The 20,419-nt window shown below is 41.6% G+C and carries 21 protein-coding genes and 1 pseudogene; 12 read left to right on the forward strand and 10 right to left on the reverse strand.

The window, feature by feature from the left end:
- Window positions 1-48 precede the first annotated feature (48 nt).
- The 5 genes from ribH to PSV17_RS12475 all read left to right on the forward strand — a co-directional run bounded on the left by ribH (window position 49) and on the right by PSV17_RS12475 (window position 4,454).
- Window positions 49-498 (forward strand): 6,7-dimethyl-8-ribityllumazine synthase, encoded by a 450-nt coding sequence (gene ribH / locus PSV17_RS12455; protein WP_300432867.1) that lies wholly within the window; start codon window positions 49-51, stop codon window positions 496-498.
- Complete coding sequence (gene nusB / locus PSV17_RS12460) at window positions 495-1,022, forward strand: transcription antitermination factor NusB (RefSeq protein ID WP_300483135.1); 528 nt, start codon at window positions 495-497, stop codon at window positions 1,020-1,022. The genes ribH and nusB overlap by 4 nt, the downstream gene beginning before the upstream one ends.
- Window positions 1,023-1,217: 195 nt before the next feature.
- Window positions 1,218-2,009: a Stp1/IreP family PP2C-type Ser/Thr phosphatase gene (locus PSV17_RS12465; protein WP_300483207.1), complete on the forward strand. Its 792-nt coding sequence runs from the start codon at window positions 1,218-1,220 to the stop codon at window positions 2,007-2,009.
- 11 nt (window positions 2,010-2,020) lie between these two features.
- Entirely contained in the window at window positions 2,021-2,773 is a 753-nt protein-coding gene (locus PSV17_RS12470) for an FHA domain-containing protein (RefSeq protein WP_300483137.1), read from the forward strand.
- A 49-nt stretch (window positions 2,774-2,822) separates the two neighbouring features.
- Window positions 2,823-4,454 (forward strand): HD family phosphohydrolase, encoded by a 1,632-nt coding sequence (locus tag PSV17_RS12475; RefSeq protein WP_300483139.1) that lies wholly within the window; start codon window positions 2,823-2,825, stop codon window positions 4,452-4,454.
- Between the two features lie 6 nt (window positions 4,455-4,460).
- Here PSV17_RS12475 and PSV17_RS12480 read toward each other — a convergent pair whose 3' ends face one another.
- The 4 genes and pseudogenes from PSV17_RS12480 to PSV17_RS12495 form a co-directional block, all read right to left on the reverse strand.
- Complete coding sequence (locus PSV17_RS12480; RefSeq protein WP_300483140.1) at window positions 4,461-5,243, reverse strand: UDP-2,3-diacylglucosamine diphosphatase; 783 nt, start codon at window positions 5,241-5,243, stop codon at window positions 4,461-4,463.
- A gap of 53 nt (window positions 5,244-5,296) precedes the next feature.
- A complete protein-coding gene (locus PSV17_RS12485; protein WP_300483141.1) occupies window positions 5,297-5,788 on the reverse strand; it encodes a peptidylprolyl isomerase in 492 nt (163 codons plus the stop codon).
- A gap of 44 nt (window positions 5,789-5,832) precedes the next feature.
- Entirely contained in the window at window positions 5,833-6,426 is a 594-nt protein-coding gene (locus tag PSV17_RS12490) for a peptidylprolyl isomerase (protein WP_300483143.1), read from the reverse strand.
- Window positions 6,427-6,604: 178 nt separating this feature from the next.
- Window positions 6,605-7,147: pseudogene (locus PSV17_RS12495) on the reverse strand (tetratricopeptide repeat protein); the annotation flags it as partial.
- A 172-nt stretch (window positions 7,148-7,319) separates the two neighbouring features.
- On the opposite strand from PSV17_RS12495, the gene cysS reads away from it, so the two are divergent.
- The 6 genes from cysS to PSV17_RS12525 all read left to right on the forward strand — a co-directional run bounded on the left by cysS (window position 7,320) and on the right by PSV17_RS12525 (window position 15,551).
- Complete coding sequence (gene cysS, locus PSV17_RS12500) at window positions 7,320-8,729, forward strand: cysteine--tRNA ligase (protein ID WP_300483146.1); 1,410 nt, start codon at window positions 7,320-7,322, stop codon at window positions 8,727-8,729.
- Window positions 8,714-10,441 carry a glycosyltransferase gene (locus tag PSV17_RS12505; protein ID WP_300483149.1) on the forward strand — a complete coding sequence of 576 codons (1,728 nt, stop codon included), beginning with the start codon at window positions 8,714-8,716 and terminating at the stop codon, window positions 10,439-10,441. The genes cysS and PSV17_RS12505 overlap by 16 nt, the downstream gene beginning before the upstream one ends.
- Before the next feature lie 204 nt (window positions 10,442-10,645).
- Window positions 10,646-12,271 (forward strand): diguanylate cyclase, encoded by a 1,626-nt coding sequence (locus PSV17_RS12510; protein WP_300483152.1) that lies wholly within the window; start codon window positions 10,646-10,648, stop codon window positions 12,269-12,271.
- A 126-nt stretch (window positions 12,272-12,397) separates the two neighbouring features.
- On the forward strand, window positions 12,398-13,624 hold the full coding sequence (gene argJ / locus PSV17_RS12515) for a bifunctional glutamate N-acetyltransferase/amino-acid acetyltransferase ArgJ (protein ID WP_300483155.1): 1,227 nt from the start codon (window positions 12,398-12,400) through the stop codon (window positions 13,622-13,624).
- 14 nt (window positions 13,625-13,638) lie between these two features.
- Window positions 13,639-14,514: an ATP-binding protein gene (locus tag PSV17_RS12520; RefSeq protein ID WP_300483157.1), complete on the forward strand. Its 876-nt coding sequence runs from the start codon at window positions 13,639-13,641 to the stop codon at window positions 14,512-14,514.
- A gap of 11 nt (window positions 14,515-14,525) precedes the next feature.
- On the forward strand, window positions 14,526-15,551 hold the full coding sequence (locus PSV17_RS12525; RefSeq protein ID WP_300483160.1) for a Nudix family hydrolase: 1,026 nt from the start codon (window positions 14,526-14,528) through the stop codon (window positions 15,549-15,551).
- Here PSV17_RS12525 and PSV17_RS12530 read toward each other — a convergent pair.
- The 5 genes from PSV17_RS12530 to PSV17_RS12550 all read right to left on the reverse strand — a co-directional run bounded on the left by PSV17_RS12530 (window position 15,508) and on the right by PSV17_RS12550 (window position 18,731).
- Window positions 15,508-16,044 carry a copper chaperone PCu(A)C gene (locus PSV17_RS12530; protein ID WP_300483163.1) on the reverse strand — a complete coding sequence of 179 codons (537 nt, stop codon included), beginning with the start codon at window positions 16,042-16,044 and terminating at the stop codon, window positions 15,508-15,510. The two genes, PSV17_RS12525 and PSV17_RS12530, sit on opposite strands and share 44 nt — an antisense overlap.
- Window positions 16,045-16,051: 7 nt before the next feature.
- On the reverse strand, window positions 16,052-16,264 hold the full coding sequence (locus PSV17_RS12535; protein WP_300483166.1) for a DNA gyrase inhibitor YacG: 213 nt from the start codon (window positions 16,262-16,264) through the stop codon (window positions 16,052-16,054).
- 118 nt (window positions 16,265-16,382) lie between these two features.
- Window positions 16,383-17,141: a cell division protein ZapD gene (gene zapD, locus PSV17_RS12540; protein WP_300483169.1), complete on the reverse strand. Its 759-nt coding sequence runs from the start codon at window positions 17,139-17,141 to the stop codon at window positions 16,383-16,385.
- A 97-nt stretch (window positions 17,142-17,238) separates the two neighbouring features.
- A complete protein-coding gene (gene coaE, locus PSV17_RS12545; RefSeq protein ID WP_300483171.1) occupies window positions 17,239-17,853 on the reverse strand; it encodes a dephospho-CoA kinase in 615 nt (204 codons plus the stop codon).
- Between the two features lie 5 nt (window positions 17,854-17,858).
- A complete protein-coding gene (locus PSV17_RS12550; protein ID WP_300483173.1) occupies window positions 17,859-18,731 on the reverse strand; it encodes an A24 family peptidase in 873 nt (290 codons plus the stop codon).
- Window positions 18,732-18,961: 230 nt separating this feature from the next.
- Between PSV17_RS12550 and PSV17_RS12555 the strand changes: the two genes are divergently transcribed.
- A complete protein-coding gene (locus PSV17_RS12555; protein WP_300483174.1) occupies window positions 18,962-19,339 on the forward strand; it encodes a hypothetical protein in 378 nt (125 codons plus the stop codon).
- A 30-nt stretch (window positions 19,340-19,369) separates the two neighbouring features.
- On the opposite strand, the gene PSV17_RS12560 is transcribed toward PSV17_RS12555, so the two are convergent.
- Window positions 19,370-20,368 (reverse strand): polyprenyl synthetase family protein, encoded by a 999-nt coding sequence (locus PSV17_RS12560; protein WP_300483176.1) that lies wholly within the window; start codon window positions 20,366-20,368, stop codon window positions 19,370-19,372.
- Window positions 20,369-20,419 lie beyond the last annotated feature (51 nt).

Genomic DNA, 20,419 nt, shown 5'->3' on the forward strand with positions numbered 1-20,419 from the left:
GGTAAAATACGGTTTTGTGAATTGTGCAGTAGCGCTTAAGGATAAAACGTGAGAGAAATTGAAAAAAACTTAGATGGAACAGGCCTGCAAATCGGCGTAGTACTTTCAAGATTTAATAGTGATATTGGTGATGGTTTGCTTAGTGCATGTACGGCAGAGTTGCTGAAGTTAGGCGTTGCTAGCGATGATATTACCATTGCAACCGTGCCAGGCGCGTTAGAAACTCCATTGGTTTTGCAACATATGGCGATTAGTGAAAAGTTTGACGCTTTGATTGCGCTAGGTGCAATTATTCGCGGTGAAACTTACCATTTTGAAGTGGTTTCTAATGAGTCAGCACGCGGCATTTCTGAGGTGCAATTTAACACTGGCATCCCAGTAGCAAACGCCGTGCTGACGACTGAAGATGATGACCAAGCGATTGCGCGTATGCATGTTAAAGGTGCTGAAGCCGCACAAGTAGCCATTGAAATGGCTAATTTGGTTAGATCGCTATGATGGCTGAGAATGACGCTTTATTAACCAGCCTTGTTGTACAAAACGAAGCTGATCAAAATAATGTAGCAAAAAAACCATCAGCAAAAAAGAAGTCAGGTCAAAACCGTAGAAAATCACGTGAGTTGGTATTAAAAGCAGTTTATCGGGGTATGTTGAATCAGTCCGAAATGAGCGCAGTGTATCGCGATATGGCAGACGATCCAGATTACGCCAAGGCCGATGAAGCCTATTTTAAACAATTACTTGAAGCTGTTGGTGAGCATGCCACTGAACTTGATGAAAAAATGGCAGCATTTATTGACCGCAAAGTCAGTGAGTTAAGTCCCATAGAACACGCCATTTTACAAATTTCTGGTTGTGAATTGATGTTCGATATGAGTATTCCCTATCGAGTAGTGATTAATGAAGGCGTAGAGTTAGCTAAGATTTATGGTGGGGTTGATGGCCATAAATATATCAATGGTGTGTTAGATAAGCTGGCAGCTGATGTGCGTGCTTCAGAAGTGCAAAATAGTAAAAGTTAAAAAAATTTTAAATCAAAAAACTTTATGCTATTAATAATTTACTCAAATGTGTAATGGCAATTGATAATTAAAAAAATGCTCATGCCCTTAAAATTTCTGATTCAATTATGTTACTAGTCTTACGGCATATTTTTGATAGAAAAGTAGCAAATGCTACCGCTCAACGCGTTGCTAACGCATGGCTTAGTGACTAACATGAATTTAAGTGGCGTACTAGAAATTGTGCGTTTAACTGATGTTGGTTTACAGCGCGATCATAACGAAGATGCAGTTGCAAGTGATGAAGCGATGGGCTTTGTAGTGCTTGCTGATGGCATGGGTGGCTACAGAGCTGGTGAAGTGGCAAGCGAAATGGCTGTGCTCAGTATAACCGCTGAGTTAATGGAATGTTTAGCAAGTCATCAACCTGAAGCACAACTGATTTATGATGCCGTTAATAATGCTAACGAAGTCATATATAGTGTTTCCCAATCCCAGCCGCAGTGTGCTGGAATGGGAACCACGCTGGTTGTAGGTGTTTTTTTTAATAATAAATTATTTGTAGGACATATTGGCGATTCGCGCATGTATAGGTTGCGCGATCAAGTGTTAAGCCAAATAACTGAGGATCACTCAGTATTGCAAGAGCAGATTAAAGCGGGTCTTATTACACAAGAACAAGCAAAACATGCCAACAATAAAAATTTAGTCACACGGGCGTTGGGGATTGACCTCGAAGTTGAGCTAGAGCTTAAGGTGTACGACGTTAAAGTGGGCGATATCTACCTAGTTTGTTCAGATGGCTTAAGTGATTTAGCTGATGATGATGCAATTCAATCTGTGCTTAACAAGCTCACCTCCGATATGAATGCGGCAGCACAAGCGCTAGTTCAGCTAGCGAATGACAATGGTGGAAAAGATAATATTTCTGTCATACTTGTTAAGGTCAAAGAGTCTTTTGAGTGCACTAAGACTTGGCACAATAACTTTTTTAATTGGTTAAAATAGTAGGGTGGATAATGGCTAAGCTGATTTTTATTTTAGAAGATAAGATTTTGAATGAGTTTCAACTTGATAAAGAGCGCACTACAATTGGCCGAAGACCAAACAATGACATTTACATCGATAATTTAGCCGTAAGCGGTGAACATGCCGTGATATTGAGAAATGGCGATGACTATTATATTGAGGATAAAGAAAGTACTAACGGTACCGAGGTTAACAACAAATTAATCAAAAGCTATTTGTTGCAGTCTGGAGATTTAATTTCATTTGGAAAGCATCAATTAAAATTTGTGATGGAGGCTACGCCTCATAAGCAAAGTCCTCATAATTCAGCCTTTGAAAAAACTGTATTTTTCCGCCCAGCAGAATTAACAGTAATGATGAAAGCGCAAGCACAAGCTCAAGCAACTTCCACTGCGGAAGAGTCAGAAGTAGTTGTTCCAGAGAAAATAGTAATACCTGAAATAACTGAAACTCCGACGTCTGGAATAGTGGTCGGAAGAATTCAGGTGTTAAATGGTTCAAGCATAGGGCGCGAGTTGACACTTAATAAAGCCCTGACCACCTTAGGTAAAACTGGCTTACAAGTGGCTGTCATTACTAAGCGATCCCAAGGTTACTTTGTGACACATGTGGAAGGAAAAGTGTTTCCTATTGTTAATGGTGATTCTATAGGTGCGCAAGCATATGAGCTGAGAGATCATGATGTGATTCAGCTTGCTGGCGTGAAAATGGAATTTTATCTAGCCAGTATTAATCCGAGTTAATCGACTTGCAAATCACCCTTACAACCTGTCAGGAAGTCAAATTTTAAGCATGACGGATCAACAACATCCATATTTATTAAAACGACTTGAGCGTTTGAACACGATTGGTGTTGCGCTTTCCGCTGAGCGGGATAATAAACGTTTATTAGAAACAATATTACTAGGTGCTCAGGAAATTACCAACGCAGATGGTGGAACGCTTTACACCATTACGGATGACAAACATCTTAAGTTTGAGATCATGCGCAATAAAACGCTGGCTCTTGCCATGGGTGGAACGACAGGCAAGGAAATTCCATTCATGCCTATACCATTATATCTGGATGATGGCAGGCCAAATCTAACCACAGTGGCTGCATATGCGACGGTGAATGACAAAACCGTTAACATTGACAATGCCTATAGCGCTCAAAATTTCGACTTTACTGGCACACGTAAATTTGATGAGAAAACGGGCTATCACTCGCAGTCTTTCTTAACCATTCCAATGAAAAACCATGAAGCAGAAGTCATTGGCGTTCTTCAGCTTATCAATGCGATTGATATTGATACGCAGGAGATTATTCCTTTTTCGCAAGCTAACCAGAGCCTAGTTGAATCGCTAGCGTCTCAAGCTGCGGTTGCGATGACCAACCATAATTTGATTGAAGGCCTGAAAGGGTTGTTTGAAGCCTTTATTGAATTAATGGCAGAAGCTATTGATCAGAAATCTCCTTATACTGGTGGACATTGCAGGCGCGTACCAGAGCTTACTTTGATGTTGGCGCAGGCCGCAATTGACACTCAAGAAGGACCACTTAAAGAGTTTACACTTAACGAAAAAGAATTTTATGAGTTAAAGATTGCTGGCTGGTTGCATGACTGCGGTAAAGTCACCACGCCAGAATATGTCATGGATAAACCCACTAAGTTGTCTGGAATCTTCGACCGCATTGATTTAATCGAGCAGCGATTTGAATTGCTTAAAAAGCAAGCGGAGTGCGACCACCTTAAAAAGCAAATTGAGGCATTAGAAAATGGATATATACAAGACTTAGCTAGCCTAGACTCTCAATTATTAACATTTAATCAGCAATGTGATGAAGATATAAAGTTTTTAAGAATATCTAATTTCGGTAGCGAGTCTATGACCGATGAAGCTCAGCAACGTGTGATTAATATTGCCGCCTATCAGCTGATCGATACCGACGGTAACTCAAGACCATTTTTGAGTGAAGATGAAATTTACAACCTGAATATTCCACGTGGCACGCTGACCAAAGAAGAGCGAGAGATTATTAATAATCATATTGTGGTCACTATCAACATGCTTGAGTCTTTACCATACCCAAATGGCTTAAAACGCGTTCCAGAATATGCTTGTGGGCATCATGAGCGTATGGATGGTCGAGGTTACCCAAAAGGGTTAACGCGTGATCAAATGTCGATCCCCGCTCGTGTAATGGGCATTGCGGACATTTTTGAAGCGCTTACATCGAAAGACAGGCCTTACAAGAAAGCTAAAACACTTTCAGAGTCATTATATATTCTCGGTAAAATGAAAGTTGATCATCACATAGATCCAGATTTATTTGATCTTTTTGTGCGTGAAAAAGTATATATGAGATACGCCGAGCAATTTCTAGAGCCTGAGCAAATTGATGATGTTGATGAGTCTAAGATTCCAGGCTATCAACTCTAAATTGGATCAATCTTTTAGTAGTGACATGGCCTTACAACCCAGCTCGTCGCAACTCAGATAGCTGCCTTGTTCGTACCAATCGCCTAATACCCAACGCGTGATATTGTGACCGTCTAATTGAATATGGTGCTCATTGGGCCGGTGCGTATGACCGTGAATGAGTAGCTCTGGATAGTGGTAAGTTTTTAATACCTGCTCAACAGCCGTTTGGTTCACGTCCATGATAAGCATAGATTTCTGTGATTTTTCATGCTCGCTACGCGTACGGATAGTTTCAATTTGGTCTTTTCTGACTTGTAACGGTAATTTCAGAAAATCCTCCTGCCATTTAGCCTCGCGTACTTGTAACCTAAATTTTTGGTATTCCACATCATCTGTACATAAGTCATCACCGTGACTGAGCAAGACTGTTTTCCCATGTAGATTGATTAGGCTAGGGTCGGGCAACAAGGTCATTCCCGTAGCATCACAAAATACGCTGGAAATTAAAAAGTCACGGTTGCCATGCATCAAGTAAAGCTTAACACCTGCCTCAGAGAGGCGCTTAAGAGCCGAGATTATTGGTTGATGATGGGCATCTTGAATATCATCGTCGCCTGCCCAGTATTCAAACAAATCACCTAAAATGTATAGTGCAGTTGCTTTCGATGCGGTATTTTTTAGAAAGCCTAAAAAGGCCGCAGTGATATGTGGACGACTCGCGCATAAATGCAGATCGGAGATAAACAGGCTGTGACCATTTAAGCTTTGACTTAAATGTTTGTCCGATTTATCTCCGAGATTTTGCATGCTAAACAGCGTAATCTAATATGTTTAATAAGTTACGGTTTAACGTAAAAGCATTAGCAGCGCGTTGCTTTTTCTATAATGACACTCTCTACTGGCACATCTTGATGACTTTTATTGTTGCCAGTTTTCACTTTTTTGATTTTATCTACAACATCCATGCCTGCGGTTACTTTACCAAAAACACAGTAACCCCAGCCACTGTTTGTAGGCGCTGAGTGGTTCAGAAAGTCATTCTTGCCAACGTTAATAAAGAATTGATTGCTAGCAGAATGCGGCGCAGAAGTACGAGCCATAGCAATGGTATATTGATCATTTGCTAGGCCATTGTCTGCTTCATTTTTAATTTCGTCTGCAGATTCTTTTTGGCTCATTGATGTATCAAAACCACCGCCTTGAATCATAAAGCCATCAATGACGCGGTGAAAAATCGTACCATCATAAAAACCATTGTCTACATATTGCAAAAAATTTGCTACGGTAATCGGTGCTTTTTCTGCGTCGAGTTCTAAAGTAATCTCGCCAAAGTTTGTCTGTAATTTAACCACAAAATATCCTTAAATTTAAAAGTGTAAATAAAGCCCGTAAAGGCCTAGTTGTTAGTTGCGTTGGTGTTGAGTTTAACTTGGTGTATCAATATTGCTGATTTTGGTACGTCATAATATTGCCCCACGTTTATAGTTGGAGTAATCGCAATTTCGCGCACGACATCCATGCCTTTTAATACGCGACCGAATACGCAATATCCGATTTGGTCAGGGTCTGGGCCTTGATAGTTGAGCGGAATATTATTCTCAAGGTTGATAAAAAATTGAGCGGTTGCCGAATCTGGGTCGCTGGTTCTAGCCATGGCAATCGTACCAATTTCATTTTTTAAGCCATTAGCAGCTTCGTTGCTAATAGACGCGAGTGTTTGCTTTTCAGACATGTCAGCATTAAAGCCACCGCCTTGTATCATAAAGTGATTAATGACACGGTGAAAAATGGTTTCTTTGTAGAAACCAGAGTTTACATATTTTAAAAAGTTAGCCACGGTTTTAGGGGCTTTTTCAGGATATAACTCAACAACAAAATTACCGCGATTCGTTTCAAATGTAACTTGAGGGTTCGCGGCAATGGCTGGTGTGCTGAGCAGAGCAAAGCTTGAAAAAACTGCAAGTATGACAACTGCATAAAATTTACGCATAGACTTCCTTCTGGTTAATGCAAAACGGCAATGGATATCGGATTTAATAGATTCAAAGGTTTTTGGTTTTAAGATAAGCGGCAACTTTTGTTTATACAGTTTTAGTATCTACTGAAATAGTACCTACTGAAATCTTGATTTATTACTTTACCACGGCTTTAGCCGGTTGTTTAGTGTTGAGCGAGGTTTTGTTACCTGCCCTCAATACTTCTTTGATTGTGGATAACTTGCCTTCTAGACGTGGGTTGCTGTTGTCTAGATGGCGCGCTTTGTCATAGGCTTCAGAAGCCATGCGCGCATAAATATCACCTAAATTTTCATGCGCTGTGGCATAGTTTGGATGATTTTTTATTGCAGTTTCAAGTGATTTTCTAGCTTTATCAAATTGACCTTGATCAGCATAAAGTACTGCTAAATTGTTATAAGGCTCAGGTGATTTAGGAAATTTTTCAGTGATTTCAGTAAATGTTCGAATGGCCTCATCACGGCGACCTTGCTCTGCAAGTAAAACGCCTTTCATGAACATTGCCTGAGCATTTTTTGGATTAGCAATAATGTAAGTATTCAAGCGTTCGATGGCAGTTGCAGATTGACCTTGATCTGCAAGTTGTGAAATGTCTTTAAGCTCATCTGCGTGTGCCGCAGTCGCTAACAAACTCACGGCGGCTACCAATAAAGACCGTGCGATTATAGCGTTTAGCAGATAAATATATTTATTCATTGTGATATACTTTTTCTAGTTAAAGACAAAGTGTAATTCTATCAATAGCCTAGCTAACATCCAATAGCTCATTTGGGATAATTGCCTTATATTTAGCAAAAACTTCTAAATCATTCATTTACTTAACCACTATTCATTAACAAATTCTTTAAACCTCCTTTACCCTCAGATTATGCTAAAAATTTACAATACGCTCGCTCGTGAAAAGCAAATATTCACGCCAATTGTCGCTGGAAAAGTGAGTATGTATGTCTGTGGGATGACTGTTTATGACTATTGTCATTTAGGTCATGCACGCGTGATGGTGGTGTTCGACATGGTGAGTCGGTGGCTACGCAGTTCGGGCTATGCCGTTAACTATGTGCGTAATATCACGGATATTGATGACAAAATTATTAAGCGCGCTAATGAGAATGGCGAAACGATAGGTCAATTAACCCAGCGCTTTATTGATGCAATGGATGAAGACTCTGCGAAGTTAGGCATCATTCGCCCCGATATTGAACCCAAAGCCACTGAATTCATCGATGGCATGATAAAAATGATTTCAGCCTTAATTGAAAAGGGCTTTGCCTATGTCGCTGCAAATGGCGATGTATTTTATTCGGTGAACAACTTTGAAGGCTATGGCAAATTATCAGGTAAGTCACTTGAAGACTTGCGTGCAGGTGAGCGTGTAGAAGTGGACACGCATAAAAAAGACCCCATGGATTTCGTGTTGTGGAAATCAGTGAAACCAAACGAACCAAGTTGGGACTCTCCTTTTGGAGGCCCTAACGGTGGAAAGGGCCGCCCAGGTTGGCATATTGAATGCTCGGCAATGAGCTCACATCATCTTGGGGAGCGTTTTGATATTCATGGTGGCGGACAAGATCTGCAATTTCCGCATCATGAAAATGAAATTGCGCAGTCAGAAGCCGCTCACAGCCATAATGGTGAGCCTTGCCAAATGGTTAACTATTGGATGCATAATGGCTTTGTGCGCGTGGATGAAGAGAAGATGTCTAAATCGTTAGGCAACTTTTTTACCATTCGTACTGTATTAGAAAAGTACGATGCAGAAGTGATTAGGTTCTTTATTTTACGCGCCCACTATCGTAGCCCGCTTAACTATTCTGACCAGCATTTAGATGATGCAAAATCAGCGCTAACTCGTATGTACACCTCTTTACGCGGGTTGATGATTAATGAGGCGGCGATTGATTGGCAGAATCCATATGCAACTCGTTTTAAAGAGGCAATGGATGATGACTTTAATACACCAGAAGCGATGGCGGTACTGTTTGATTTAGCTAATGAAGTTAATAAAAGCAAGTCATTAGAAGTGGCTGGTTTGCTCAAAAATCTTGCTGGCGTTTTGGGTTTATTACAACGAGACGCGGATGAATTTTTACATGGAGATGTTGTAGCCCAATTAACTAGTATTGAGTTTAAAATTGATATTGATCAATTGGTTATTCATCGAAATGAAGCTAAAAAAAATAAAAACTATACTGAGGCTGATCGAATTCGCAAAGCGCTTGCCGATGCTGGGATCGTGCTAGAAGATACCGCCTTAGGTACGACATGGCGGAAGGGGTAAGCGCTGATTTGTCAGATAATCAAACATTAGAGCAACTGCCACATGACGATGTTGTGATGGCGCTGATTCAATTGTTTATGACTGGGCAATATGTAGTACTCGAACAGCAGTTGCTTGAATTGTTGGATGCTCAGCCGCAATGGCTAATTGGCTGGAAAATGCTGAGCGACACCTATATGGTGCAAAAAAAAGATGCTACTCAAGCCGCATATCAAGCCTTGCAGTTAAATAAACTCGATCCACAAGAGCATTGCTATTATGGTTTAACATTAAAAAGCCAAAATGATTTAATCGGTGCGGCTCAAGCTTTTGAGCAAGCTATTGAGTTAAAGCCAGATTATGTGGCAGCAATTAACAATTTAGGCATTGTTAGAAAAGATTTGGGCGACATTGAGCAAGGAGTCGCTTGCTTTGATCGAGCTTTGCAAATACAGCCAGCTTTTGCTAGCTGCTTTAGCAACTTACTTTTTTGTTTAAGCCATGATGAGGCAAGTACTGCCGAAACCTTATGGCAACGGCATTGCCAGTTTGCTCAATACTATGAGCGAGCAACTAAGACTAGTATTAAAAAACATACCAATTTAAGAGCTTCAGGCCGACCGCTCAATATTGGGTTTGTGTCAGCAGATTTGCGCGAGCATTCATTAAGTAATTTTTTGGAGCCATTACTACCTTATTTACAAAAAAATCCTGAGCTCAATTTGTATGCCTACGCCGCTACGGCCATTGAGGACGCAACTAGCGAGCGGTTAAAAATTTATTTTAAGCATTGGCAAGTGGTGGATCAGTTAAACGATGAAGACTTAGCCAATAAGGTTCGCTGTGATGCCATTGATATTTTGGTAGATTTAGACGGTCACACCTCGGGTAATCGACTCACCATGTTTGCCCTTAAACCTGCGCCGATTCAAGTGAGTTGGCTGGGCTATTTAGCCACAACTGGGTTAAGTAATATGGATTATTACTTAGCGGATGAATACCTGCTTCCCCAAGGGCAGTTTGATAAACAGTTTACTGAAAAGCTAGTACAGTTGCCGATTAATGCGCCATTTTCATCTGTAACAGAATCGCCAGATGTTAACTCACTTCCTGCTTTAAATAATGGATATCTCACATTCGCGTGCTTTAATCGCACCAACAAAATAACGCAAAGTACTGTGCAGTTATGGAGCTCAGTGTTAGTGCAACTACCATCCTCCAAATGCATATTGATTGGCGATGCGCAAAGCGGTAATCATAAACGGATATTTGATTGGTTTAAGCAGTATGGGGTTGATTTATCGCGTGTAGTCTGGTTGCCCAGAACATCGATGCAGGAGTATTTAGCTTTGCATCATCAAGTGGATATTTGCTTAGATACTATGCCTGCCAACGGAGTCACCACCACATGTCATGCTGCGTGGATGGGGGTGCCTACTTTATGCATTTCTGGCGACAGAATGATAAGCCGAGGCGCTCAGGCGATTATGCGTCATTTGAGCTTGGGTGACTTTGTAGTCGCCGACGCCGCCACCTATCTTGCAAAAGCCTGTTATTTTTCCGATAATCTTGCTGGACTTGCTGAGACTAGGCAGCAATTAAGATATCGCTTTCAGCAATCGTTATTCAGCCAGCATGATATAGCCGCTAAAGCCGTAAGTGTCGCATTTAGGCAAATGTGGAAACGTTGGTGTGCTGGTAAGCAAGCCAAGGCTTTTGTTGTTCGTTTATAACTCTCGATAAAAAAACAGGCAAGACCTTTGCTAGGCTTGGGCTTTAGGCCAATAACCATTTGGTTGGTATGGTGTATGAATGTTAGTATTGAATTGTATTGATTGATTCATCCATTCTAACAATTGCTCATAAATTAAGTCATAACCACGCATTTCGCACTTAACTTACACCGTTGCTCTGGATTACCATAAAGGCTATTGATAATGGGTATTATAGGAAAAGACTTGTTTTCTGAGCGTCTTGCAGCGATGAATAGTCACTGGAAGCGCTATTTACTTGAAGGTAAGTTTGAACGATCCATTGAATTTATCGTGGCGGTTAATAGCTTGGTGGATAGTTTTAATCGCTTACATATGTCAGGATTAGTGCGTTTGTGCGAGGAGCTTGAATGCGAGGCTTTCGCCAAACTTTCTAATGAGAGCGCCCATCCAATTTCAAGTGAAGATCAGGAAAGTATACAAAAGAAAATTGATACGCTAAATGGCATGGTTGAATCCATGTCATTATCACCAGCATCGAGGCGACATCAAGATAAAGAACGCAACAGAGTCTATTTTGAAACGGAAGGCGATCCATGGATAAAGCCACGCCATATCTTAGTCGTAGCTGATAACCATGGTTTTGATGTTGCGAATGAACTCAAAGAGCAACTGTCTTTTTTTGGTTTTAAAATTGAAATTATTGCCTGGGAAGATCAGTCTGCAATACACAGTGCACCTTTAGCGGTTATTTTTATGGGTGTAAATATTGATTCAGCAGAGCAACTCGCCCTCATTGCTCACTTTCGTCAACAATTCTTCTCAAGCCAAATGCTTTATTTAGGCGAACCATTAGAGCCTGAGCCGATAGTTAAGTTGATGCGCGCTGGTGTGGATGCGACTATCCCCATTAAAAATCAATCAACCATGGTGCTAAGTCGCATTTTGGATTTAGTCAAAGCGGCACCTCAAGAAAAAAGTCATGTGTTGGTAGTCGAAGACTCTAGAGTCGCTTTAGCGTCCATAGAAAGAGCGCTGGCTCAATATGACATTGATACTTTTTCTATCAATAGCCCAGATAAATTATTTGATGCGCTTGAGATATATAGGCCAGATTTGATTCTAATGGACATGCACATGCCAAAATTCAATGGTGTGGAGGCGACTCGTGTGCTACGCCAAACAGAAGATTACGCGACAATACCAATTGTGTATTTATCTGCGGACTCTGAAGTTAGCTTGCAAGTTGAAGCACTCAGACTTGGTGGCGACCAGTTTTTAATGAAGCCATTTAATCCTGTGTTATTAGCCGCAGTGGTCGAGGCTAAAATTTCTCGCTTTCGTGAGATGCAACGTTCAACACAAGTAGACGGCTTAACCGGGTTGCTAAACCATGCAAGTTCCAAGATTAAGTTGGCAGCGATGTTGCGTGATTTATCGTTAGATCAAGAAATGGCGGTAGTCATGCTCAATATTGACCAATTTAAATCCATTAATGACGCTTATGGGCACCCAGTAGGTGATTTGGTGATACGCACCTTAGCTTATTTGCTCAAGGGGCGTTTGCGCTCAATTGATTTAATCGGGCGCTATGGTGGTGAAAAATATATTATTGGTTTGCCTGGCGTAGATGCAAGGCAAGCCGCCGTTATTATTGACAAGATTAGACAAGATTTTGCGCGATTCACTCATCACTTTGCAGGCGGTGTCATTCACGCTACATTTAGTGCAGGTACCGCTTCTTATCCTAATCTAGGCAGTGTTTCTGAACTCATTGAAGCTGCAGACAATGCGTTGTTGCAAGCTAAACGCTTGGGTAGAAATCGTGTAGAGCATCATCAATCCGAATAATAAGAAGCTCATAGGCTCTCAGTTTTGTATATTTAAAACCTCGCTTGATATCAGTACAAACTAACTAATCAACACAAGCTCACTAATACGTTAAAATACCCACATTAATCATTATGGAAAACTGCAATGCCCGTTAAACTTACCCCCCCGCAAGCCGCATCACTATTGCCTGTTAAAGGTGTTCAATTAGGTTTTGCTGAGGCGCATGTGCGTAAACCAAACCGTAAAGATGTGTTGGTGATGACTTTAGTTGAAGGCAGCAACGTGGCTGGCGTATTTACCTTAAATCAGTTTTGCGCAGCACCAGTTATTTTGTGTAAAGAGTTTCTTGCACAAAAATCAAGTATTCGTGCGCTGGTAGTGAATACAGGTAACGCAAATGCAGGTACAGGTGAAGATGGCTTGAATCGTGCTAAACAAACTTGCGATGCATTAAGTGGATTATTGAATTTGCAGGCCAACCAAATTTTACCATTCTCAACGGGCGTGATTTTAGAACCATTACCAGTCGATAAAGTCATTGCGGGCTTGCCAGCGGCGATAGCAAACTTAAAAGAAGATAATTGGTTGAATGCCGCTGAAGCAATTATGACGACGGATATTGTTGCAAAAGGCACATCACGTCAAATTCAACTTGGCGGCAAAACCATCACCATCACGGGTATCAGCAAAGGCTCTGGCATGATTCACCCTAACATGGCGACTATGTTGGGTTATATTGCGACCGATGCTGCGGTGAGTCAGTCTGCACTTGAAAGCATTATTCACTACGCTGTGAATAAATCATTCAACTGCATTACTGTGGATGGTGACACCTCGACCAATGACAGCTTGATTTTGATGGCAACTAACCTTGCAGGTAACGCAGAAGTAAATGAAACGAGTGCCGATTTCATTGCCTTGCGCGATGCGATGACCGATGTAGCCATCGAGTTAGCCCAAGCCATTGTGCGTGATGGCGAAGGCGCCACTAAATTCATGACCGTTAAAATTGAAGGCGGTCGTGATGAAGCTGAGTGTCGTAAAGTGGCTTATGCTATTGCGCATTCACCATTGATTAAAACTGCATTTTTCGCATCTGACCCTAATTTAGGCCGTATCTTGGCTGCCATTGGCTATGCAGGTGTCGATAATCTTGATGTAAGCGCACTGAAGCTTTATTTAGGTGATGTATTAGTGGCTGAAAATGGCGGTAGAGCTACAGCTTATTTAGAAGAACAGGGTTCAGCGGTAATGAAAGAGCCTGAAATCTTAGTGCGAGTAGATTTAGCACGTGGTAATGCTTCATGCACGGTTTGGACGTGTGACTTTAGCTATGATTACGTCAAAATCAATGCCGACTACAGATCTTAATTGCAATATCTAAAATGACCGACTTTAGTCCATTAATAGAACGTGCAGAAAACTTGCTAACGCGGCTAGAAGCCTTTATTCCAAGCGCGCCAAGTGAGCCTGATTGGTCTGCCATCGCATGGCGCTGGCAGCATAATAAAGGGCATGGTTATTTGGAAGTGATTCCTCATCCGCACCTTATTCAGTTGGATGATTTGCATAATATTGACCAACAAAAAACTGAAATTGTTCGCAACACGGCACAGTTTGTAAAAGGCTATACCGCAAACAATGTGTTGCTTACTGGCGCACGGGGCACAGGCAAATCCTCTATCGTTAAAGCTTTGTTAAGCCAATTCTCGCAAGATGGACTACGTATTGTTGAGATAGATAAACAAGACTTAACTGATTTACCACAAATTACAGCGTTGTTACGTAACCGATTAGAGCGCTTCATTGTGTTTTGTGATGACTTGTCTTTTGAAGTTGGCGAGGCTGGCTATAAAGCACTCAAGGTCGTATTGGATGGCTCGATGGCGGCGACTTCAGATAATATTTTAGTGTATGCCACGTCAAATCGTCGCCACTTGTTACCTGAATTTATGGCAGAAAGCTTAGAAACCCAGCATTTAGGCGGCGAGATTAGACCAGGCGATTCCATTGAAGAAAAAACCTCTTTGTCAGACCGATTTGGGATGTGGTTGGCTTTTTATCCGTTTGATCAAAATGAATATTTAATCATTGCCGCGCAGTGGTTACGCCATTATGGAATATCCATATTTGACGAAGCTGCTAGCACTGCGGCCTTGCAGTGGTCGCATACACGCGGCTCACGCAGTGGTCGAATCGCCTATCAATTTGCACGAGATTACGCAGGTAGAAAACAACTTGCTGCTGAGCATTCCGCCTGACACATTAACGGATGAATTCAACAACACGCAAAATAACGCATGCCGCGGTCGGAGTTATACAGCGCGAAGACGGCTGGGTGTTGCTGGCAGAACGACCTATTGGCAAACCTTGGGCAGGTTACTGGGAATTTCCTGGGGGCAAAGTAGAAGAGGGCGAAACGCCACAGCAAGCATTAAAACGCGAGCTGCAAGAGGAGCTTGGCATCGAGGTGGCATCACTTTACCCATGGCTAACGCGTAGCTTTGATTACGCGGCGAAATACCATGCAACAGGTCAATTGGATTCACCCGCCAAATCCGTTAAGTTGCATTTTTTTATTGTTACCAAGTGGAATGGCGAGCCGCGTGGTTTGGAGAATCAACGGCTAGTTTGGCAGCCTTCTGATAAAGTTGAAGTTTCGCCGATGCTGCCCGCTAACGCGCCTATCTTTGCAGCGCTGAGTTTGCCCTCAAATTATGCGATTAGCAATTTAAGTGAATTAGGCGAAGATTTGTTTTTTGAACGCCTCCAAATTTCCTTGGATAATGGATTGAAAATGCTACAGCTGCGCGAGAAGCAGCTTTCAACTCAAGCATTCGAGACATTTGCCAAGCGAGTTATTAATCTGGTTTCTCCCTATGGTGCCAAAGTACTGATTAACTCCAGTCACCAATCTGCCCTAGCCATATTGAATGTCGCGGGTATACATTTTAGCGCTAGAGATTTAATGCGATTGCAGATAAAACCAAATGCAATGCTATGCGGTGCCTCCTGTCATAATGACAAAGAGTTAGCGCATGCCGCTGCACTTGGTCTGGATTATGTGATGTTATCGCCAGTAAAAGCGACGCGCAGCCATCCTGAAGATGAGCCTTTGGGCTGGGCTAAGTTTTCTCGTTTAATTGATGGCTATGCTTTACCAGTTTATGCCCTTGGCGGCATGCTGCCCGTAGATTTGCATGAAGCAAAATCGCATGGTGCGCATGGTATCGCCACGCTGCGCAGTGCTTGGCTTAGTGAGCAGTGTTCTCAGGTGGAGCTTGCACCATCACATTGATGGTTTGTGTTAAATCAGAAGATTTATTTTTGTGATTTTTAATGGTCACGTTTGATTTGGCGTTAGATTTTGCGGTTGATTTAAAATGAAGCGTAAAACGTACTTGTTCACCCACAGCCAGTGGTTTTTTTAAATCAAAAAGCATTAAGTGAAAGCCACCTGGTGCGAGTTTATAAGGTTCGCCAGCTTTTAGCGCCAAGTTTTCCATCATGCGCATTTTCATTACACCATTTTCCATGGTCATATTGTGAATCTCTACACTGTCAGTCGCGCTACTTTCTATACTGACCAGCGTCATATCTTGCTTACTCAAGAATGTCATATAAGCCGCGCCTACTTCTTGCCCTGGGTTGGTCGGGCGAACCCAGGCGTCACTGATTGAAACAAGATTTTTTGTCGCCACTACTTCCTTAGCATGAAGCTGAGTACCAATAAGCGCTAGCATTAACGATAAGGGGAGGCGACCAAAGTATTTGTAGAAAGTATTTTGCATGTCAATTTTATTGCCTAGAAAAGTTAACGTCAGTAAATCCTTGCTCAAGATCTTCTTCTTTAATTTCTACTGGAATCGCGTACTGTTCACTTGCCCACAGTCCTAAATCTATCATTTTGCAACGCTCACAACAAAATGGCCTAAAGGCATTACTGGTGGAATATTCTGATAGTTTTTTGCATTGAGGGCAAGTCACTAAACGTTTTTTTGTGGTTTCCATATGAATGGTCGTGTTTCTAAGTTGAAGTTAATGCGACAAAATTCCAATGTATATATCGACAGCTTTCAGTAAAAAGCTCGCTAAAGATACGATAACTATAATTAGTCTTTTAAGGAGATTATAAGTTGCAAAGCGTTAATGTAAAGTTTACATCTTCGTCATACTTTTGAGGTTTTTGGGTGAAGTCTAAGATATTGAAACGGATACTGATTGCATATTTATTTGCACTTACCTCTGGGAAACATGTGAGGTTGGCTGGAACATCAATTTTCAACATTTGGGCAGGTTTGCTGCCACCAAGCATTTGTTGATATGCGCCGTTAGCGGCTATTAATTTAGTTGTCGATCCACTACCACGTAATATACGCATAATAATCACAATGGCATTGTGCATAGGTACCAATGGATGGCGCCAAGTTTTTAAATCTTGTTTACGTCTATCTTCGCCAAGTCCAAGCCAATAATGATAAGAAGGAACATCAAACTCGCACACGCCACCTGGGATGCCAGCTCGTTGCTTGATGCTCATCAACCATTCATTAGTGCGTAGTGTTTGACCTAACTTAGTGTTTTCAGCGCGTAGTGAGTCTGCAGCCGTATCAATTTCGTTTAGAATTTCTGCTAGTTTTTGCGGGGCAATCGCGGGGTTACCTTGTAGTGCATCCATTACCATTCTTTGGCGGCTGAGTTCTTGCATCAGGTCTGATCTTAATTCTGAGCGATCTATAATATCTAATATTTGCAGTAGGGTAATTAAAGCGCAGTGGTGTTGGAACTCATGACTACCTTCCATGTTATATAAAACTTTGGCGAATAAATCCTCAACACGTAAAAATGTGCGTATGCGTTCGTTAAATGGATAATCGTAGCTAGGCATGAATAATTTAACTAATCGTTCATTCAGTTACTAGAAAAATAGCGCCGTGTTAATCATGAAATATTGTGTAAGTTAAAGTTGAACTGAATTATCAAATTTATTTGCTAACTATGCAAGTTCTAATGAGTTTTTTATGAATTCGTATAACTTTTTCTTGTAATTCAGCAAGTGTGCCATCATTTACGATAATTTCGTCCGCAGAATCTAACCGTACATTTCTTGCCACTTGCGCCTTAATCATGTCTTTTACATTTGACTCACTGATATTGCTTCGAGCCATAGCACGCTGAATTTGTATGCTTTCATCGCAATCGATTACCAAGATTTTATCTGCCACCCCGCTGTAACGATTGTTTTCGAATAAAAGGGGGATGACTAGGATTTGATAAGCGGGATGCAACCGCAGTTCATTATCCGCAAGTTGTTTTAAAGCCTGTTTGTGAATAGCTGGATGAATAAGCGCTTCAAGTTTTAGGCGCTCGGCAGGATTGTTAAATACATGTTCGCGCAATTCGGCCCGGTCTAAAGAGCCGTCAATATTTAAGGTATCCGAGCCAAAAATGTGGCCGATTTCAGTTAGTATAGGCTGACCAGCCGCGGTGAGTTCGTGTGCAATCACATCTGCATCAACAATAGGCACGCCTAGCGCTGCAAATTGCCTTGCAGCTTCGCTTTTTCCTGAACCTATGCCACCTGTGAGCGCAACTATCATAGAGGTTACGCTAAATAGTAACTAGCTAGTTGTGGTCCTAAAAACAGTGCAGCTATGCCGCCTATGGCTAGAAACGGACCAAACGGCATTGGAACTTCTCGCCCACGTTTTGTAAACACTATTAAGCTGATGCCAATCACCGCGCCTAATACGGAGGACAATAAAATGACGGCAGGCAATAATTGCCAGCCAAACCATGCGCCAATTGCTGCGAGTAGTTTAAAGTCGCCATAGCCCATACCTTCTTTACCCGTGACTAGTTTGAATGCCCAATAAACAGACCATAAAATAAGGTAACCCGCCATCGCTCCAATCACCGCAGATTTTAAGTCAGTAAAACCATTATTAAGATTGAATAATAGACCTAGCCATAATAGTGGCAGCGTGATGTCGTCGGGTAGTAATTGCGTGTCAAAGTCAATAAAGGTCAGCGCGATAAGTGCGAAGGTGAATATCCATGCAAATACTGTGAGACTGGTATAGCCGAATTTCCAGCTAACTAAGCCAATTAGCAAGCCAGTAAGTGCTTCAATTAAAGGATAACGCATGCTGATTGCGGTTTTACAGCCACTGCATTTTCCTCTTAGTAAAAGGAGGTAGCTAATGACCGGAATGTTTTCTAGTGCGGTAATTTTATGCCCACAGTTTGGGCAAGCTGAACGAGGGGATGCGAGCGTATATTTGCTTACTTCTGGTATCTCTTTACCTTGCAATTCAAGGCAGTTGTTATGCCATTCACGTTCCATCATCTTCGGCAGCCTATGAATCACTACATTCAAAAAACTGCCGACCATTAAGCCAAAAGCAACAGATATAGAGATAAAAAGAGTGGGGCTCTCTTGAAGCAAAGTAGAAGTCTCAGAAAATCCGCTGAACATAACAATCCTTAAAGTTAAAAAAAACATGTTTGCAACTGTAAACTTATCGCATCATCGCACCGTTAAATACTTGTGGCAATCAAACTGGCTGGAATTCATATAATTTTGCACGCAAAATTTTGGTACTTGAAATTTCAGCAACCCGTCACAAGTATAAAGGTCATATTATAATGTTCGCATCAAGATATTTTTGATGGCTATATTGGCGTAACGGCAAAGAAGGAAACTAAATGACAAACACGAATCAACAAAACACTATTGAGTTATTGCAAGCTGAACTTAATCATCCTGAATGGGATGAGCCGATTGTTTGCCGTGTAGAGGTAGATTTGCCAACATGGCTTTCTCAATTGGCAGGTGGCCGCGATTGGGAGGTTTATTCTGAAGAAGAGGAAGAAAACTGCATTAGTTTTGCAATGCGTCAAGGTTCGCCTGACAAAAAGCATGTACCTAAATTAGCAGAGGTCACTTTGTACCACAACGGCTATGCCATTGTAGATGTTGATGGTAAGTCTTTGTTTGATGGATCGTTAACTTCAGGCGCTAACGAGTGCGCGCACTTAAGCTATTATCATGCAGATAGTGGCGAGAAAATTACTTTGAATTAATGATATTCAATCAAATGGAGAAGTCACTAGTTAGTAATTTCTAGTGACTGAAAATTCAGCTAAAGTTAACATGGCTTGCTTGTATGGTGAATCTGAAAAATGCGCGATAGCAGCACAAGCTAATTCAGATTCTTTACCTGCCACCTTCCGTACATGATCTAAAGCGCCCGTTCGTTCCACGGCACTTAATACACTAGCTAAATCCTCCAAGCCTCCGTCTACGATAGCGCGCTTTATTATTTCTGCTTCTGCGGCTGTGCCGTTGCGCATGGCATATAACAAGGGAAGTGTGGGTTTTCCTTCGCTGAGATCATCACCTAAGTTTTTGCCTATCTCTAAGGTATTTCCGCTTAAATCAAGCACATCGTCAATGAGTTGGAAGGCAGTGCCAATATGCATGCCATATTGGCTTAATGCTTCTTCATCGTTGGGTGAGGCCTTGCTGATAATTGCACCTAGACGTGTGGCAGCTTCAAATAGTTTGGCAGTTTTGTAATGAATGACCTGAAGATAAGCTTCATCTGTCACATCGGCATTATGTATATTCAATAATTGCAGCACTTCGCCTTCGGCAATAATGTTGGTGGCGTTGCTTAATACCTCCATTACGCGCATATTTTGCACAGCCACCATCATTTGAAAAGCGCGTGAATAGACGAAGTCACCGACTAACACGCTAGCTGCATTACCAAAAATAGCATTGGCAGTATTTTGCCCGCGTCGTTTTGACGACTCATCCACAACATCGTCATGCAGTAATGTGGCAGTATGAATAAACTCAACTACTGCGGCTAGTTGGTGATGTTCAGGTTTCACTGCTCCAAAAAGTCCACCAGAAAGCAGTACCAATATGGGACGTAAGCGCTTACCACCGCTATTCACAATGTAATGTGCAACCTGATTAACCAAACTGACTTCTGAGTGTAAGGAGTGCGTAATAACTGTATTCACAGCTTGAATATCAGCAGCGATGCAAGATTGAATGGTGTTTAATGGCGAACTATTTATTAGAGTATTGCTTTGCGTCACGATAATAAACCTTAAAAAGTAGCGAATATTTTATCACAGCCAACTTTCAAG

Origin of the sequence: Methylotenera sp., from assembly GCF_029946165.1 — a bacterium.
GTDB lineage: Bacteria > Pseudomonadota > Gammaproteobacteria > Burkholderiales > Methylophilaceae > Methylotenera.

Coding starts and splice junctions, on each gene's coding strand:
- cysS (WP_300483146.1), top strand. CDS start 7,320: ATGCTAAAAATTTACAATACGCTCGCTCGTGAAAAGCAAATATTCACG.
- PSV17_RS12520 (WP_300483157.1), top strand. CDS start 13,639: ATGACCGACTTTAGTCCATTAATAGAACGTGCAGAAAACTTGCTAACG.
- zapD (WP_300483169.1), bottom strand. CDS start 17,141: ATGCCTAGCTACGATTATCCATTTAACGAACGCATACGCACATTTTTA.
- PSV17_RS12490 (WP_300483143.1), bottom strand. CDS start 6,426: ATGCGTAAATTTTATGCAGTTGTCATACTTGCAGTTTTTTCAAGCTTT.
- argJ (WP_300483155.1), top strand. CDS start 12,398: ATGCCCGTTAAACTTACCCCCCCGCAAGCCGCATCACTATTGCCTGTT.
- PSV17_RS12510 (WP_300483152.1), top strand. CDS start 10,646: ATGGGTATTATAGGAAAAGACTTGTTTTCTGAGCGTCTTGCAGCGATG.
- PSV17_RS12470 (WP_300483137.1), top strand. CDS start 2,021: ATGGCTAAGCTGATTTTTATTTTAGAAGATAAGATTTTGAATGAGTTT.
- PSV17_RS12525 (WP_300483160.1), top strand. CDS start 14,526: ATGAATTCAACAACACGCAAAATAACGCATGCCGCGGTCGGAGTTATA.
- PSV17_RS12550 (WP_300483173.1), bottom strand. CDS start 18,731: ATGTTCAGCGGATTTTCTGAGACTTCTACTTTGCTTCAAGAGAGCCCC.
- PSV17_RS12530 (WP_300483163.1), bottom strand. CDS start 16,044: ATGCAAAATACTTTCTACAAATACTTTGGTCGCCTCCCCTTATCGTTA.
- nusB (WP_300483135.1), top strand. CDS start 495: ATGATGGCTGAGAATGACGCTTTATTAACCAGCCTTGTTGTACAAAAC.
- PSV17_RS12480 (WP_300483140.1), bottom strand. CDS start 5,243: ATGCAAAATCTCGGAGATAAATCGGACAAACATTTAAGTCAAAGCTTA.
- coaE (WP_300483171.1), bottom strand. CDS start 17,853: ATGATAGTTGCGCTCACAGGTGGCATAGGTTCAGGAAAAAGCGAAGCT.
- PSV17_RS12465 (WP_300483207.1), top strand. CDS start 1,218: ATGAATTTAAGTGGCGTACTAGAAATTGTGCGTTTAACTGATGTTGGT.
- PSV17_RS12555 (WP_300483174.1), top strand. CDS start 18,962: ATGACAAACACGAATCAACAAAACACTATTGAGTTATTGCAAGCTGAA.
- PSV17_RS12535 (WP_300483166.1), bottom strand. CDS start 16,264: ATGGAAACCACAAAAAAACGTTTAGTGACTTGCCCTCAATGCAAAAAA.
- PSV17_RS12505 (WP_300483149.1), top strand. CDS start 8,714: ATGGCGGAAGGGGTAAGCGCTGATTTGTCAGATAATCAAACATTAGAG.
- PSV17_RS12475 (WP_300483139.1), top strand. CDS start 2,823: ATGACGGATCAACAACATCCATATTTATTAAAACGACTTGAGCGTTTG.